Raw genomic sequence first — 2050 nt, 5'->3', positions numbered from 1 at the left:
GCATCAACGGTTCGGTGTGCCTCGATCCGGGCGGCGATTCGTGGCTGGACCTGGCTGAAGGCAACACCATCAAGGGGGCTCGCCAGAACGGCTCGGCGCTGGACTTGCAGAACTGGATCCCGGGGCAGGCAGTCGAAGGCCTGGGTCGCCGACCGACGCTGGTGGATTCGAATATCGGCATGCGTGATGCGCTGCAGATCCGCTATCAAACGGGCAACAAGCTGGTCTTGCACGACAACAACAAAGTGGTCGGCATCCTTGGCGACAGCGAGCTGTACCACGCACTGCTCGGCAAGAACCTGGGGTAAGGCAACTGACACAAAAACGCCGCGAGAGATCGCGGCGTTTTTGTTAGTACAGATAAATGACCTGCAATACTGACAACTGTGGCGAGGGAGCTTGCTCCCGCTAGGCTGCGAAGCGGCCCCATAACCAGAGACTGCGCTAGTTCAGACAGACCCCGTGAACCGGATTTACGACTGCTCCGCTGCCGAGCGGGAGCAAGCTCCCTCGCCACACAGGTCTGCGGTGCATTGATTGCACCGCAGCGCCTCACACCTTAGCTATTTTTGATCGTTCCCACGCTCTGCGTGGGAACGATCATGACCTTGGAGTACTGACAACTGTGGCGAGGGAGCTTGCTCCCGCTGGGCTGCGAAGCGGCCCCATAACCAGAGACTGCGATAGTTCAGACAGACCCCGTGAACCGGATTTACGACTGCTTCGCTGCCGAGCGGGAGCTAGCTCCCTCGCCACACAGGTCTGCGGTGCATTGATTGCACCGCAGCGCCTCACACCTTAGCTATTTTTGATCGTTCCCACGCTCTGCGTGGGAACGATCATGACCTTGGAGTACTGACAACTGTGGCGAGGGAGCTTGCTCCCGCTGGGCTACGAAGCGGCCCCATAACCAGAGACTGCGCTAGTTCAGGCAGACCCCGTGAACCGGATTTACGACTGCTCCGCTGCCGAGCGGGAGCTAGCTCCCTCGCCACACAGGTCTGCGCTGCATTGATTGCACCGCAGCGCCTCACACCTTAGCTATAGACCCGGCCAAGCAGCTGCCGATGGCTTTCGAACTGATCGAGTACGTCCCGTGTGATCTGCTCCTGGGTGAAGCCCATCAGGTCGTAGTCCTGGCTGCCGTTGTGCAGGTACACCTCTGCGCGGTAATAACGCTGACGCGCCTCATCAGACTGGGCCGATTCAGTCGGCGTTGCCAGATAGCCGTCCAGGCTGACTTCGTAGACAAACGGATTGCCCTCTTCCATCTCGACCCGCACACCCATGCAACGCTTGGACTTGCCCAGCAGCGTCTGCACTTGCAGGCCTTGCGCACGCATTTGCGTGGTCGCGTCCTGCAAGGCCGGCGTCACATGCTTGTCCATGAAACGCTGGACCACCGACTGGCTCGGCTGCAGGTCCAGTTGGGTCAGGCGCTCGCTGAAGCCACGGCGACCGCGCGCGGCCAACTCCGCTTGCTCCTGTTCGATCTGCACGTCCTGGCGCATGGCCTTGTGCAGGCCGAACATGAAGCACACCAGCACCACCGAGAACGGTAGACCGGCCAGCACCACCATGGTTTGCATGGCTTCGAAGTTACCGGCGAACAACAGGCCGATGGTCACCAGAGTGATCACTACCGACCAGAAGATCCGCAACCAGTGCGGCGCATCTTCGTCGACGTTACCGCCCTTGCAGGAAAGATTCGCCATCATCACCGCGCCGGAATCCGCCGGGGTCAGGAACAGCACGAAACCGACGAAAATCGACACGCCGATCACAACCTTCGACGCCGGGTAGTGCTCCAGCAACTGGTAGATCGCCATGGACGGCTGTTCCAGCGCCGTTTTCCCAAGCTCTACCGCCCCATGGTTCATCACCAGGTCCAGGGCCGAGTTACCGAAGATCGACAGCCATGCCAGGGTGAAGCCCAGCGGAATCAGCAACACGCCGGCCACCAGTTCACGCACGGTACGCCCACGGGAAATACGCGCGATGAACATGCCTACGAATGGCGCCCAGGAAATCCACCAGGCCCAGTAGAACA

1 protein-coding gene and 1 pseudogene are annotated in these 2050 nt (G+C 60.3%); one reads left to right on the top strand and one right to left on the bottom strand.

The features are described 5' to 3' along the window. Positions 1 to 308 (top strand): annotated as a pseudogene (locus tag D8V06_RS09875) (choline ABC transporter ATP-binding protein); the annotation flags it as partial. 729 nt (positions 309 to 1037) lie between these two features. On the opposite strand, the gene D8V06_RS09870 reads toward D8V06_RS09875, so the two are convergent. Further along, positions 1038 to 2050 (bottom strand): BCCT family transporter (locus D8V06_RS09870; RefSeq protein ID WP_177434404.1); only part of this gene is annotated, 1013 nt, incomplete at its 5' end.

Origin of the sequence: Pseudomonas sp. Sample_24 (assembly GCF_004307605.1) — a bacterium.
Taxonomy (GTDB): Bacteria; Pseudomonadota; Gammaproteobacteria; order Pseudomonadales; family Pseudomonadaceae; genus Aquipseudomonas.
Note: the sequence above shows the minus strand (reverse complement) of the source record. Positions and strands in the feature narration are given on the sequence as shown.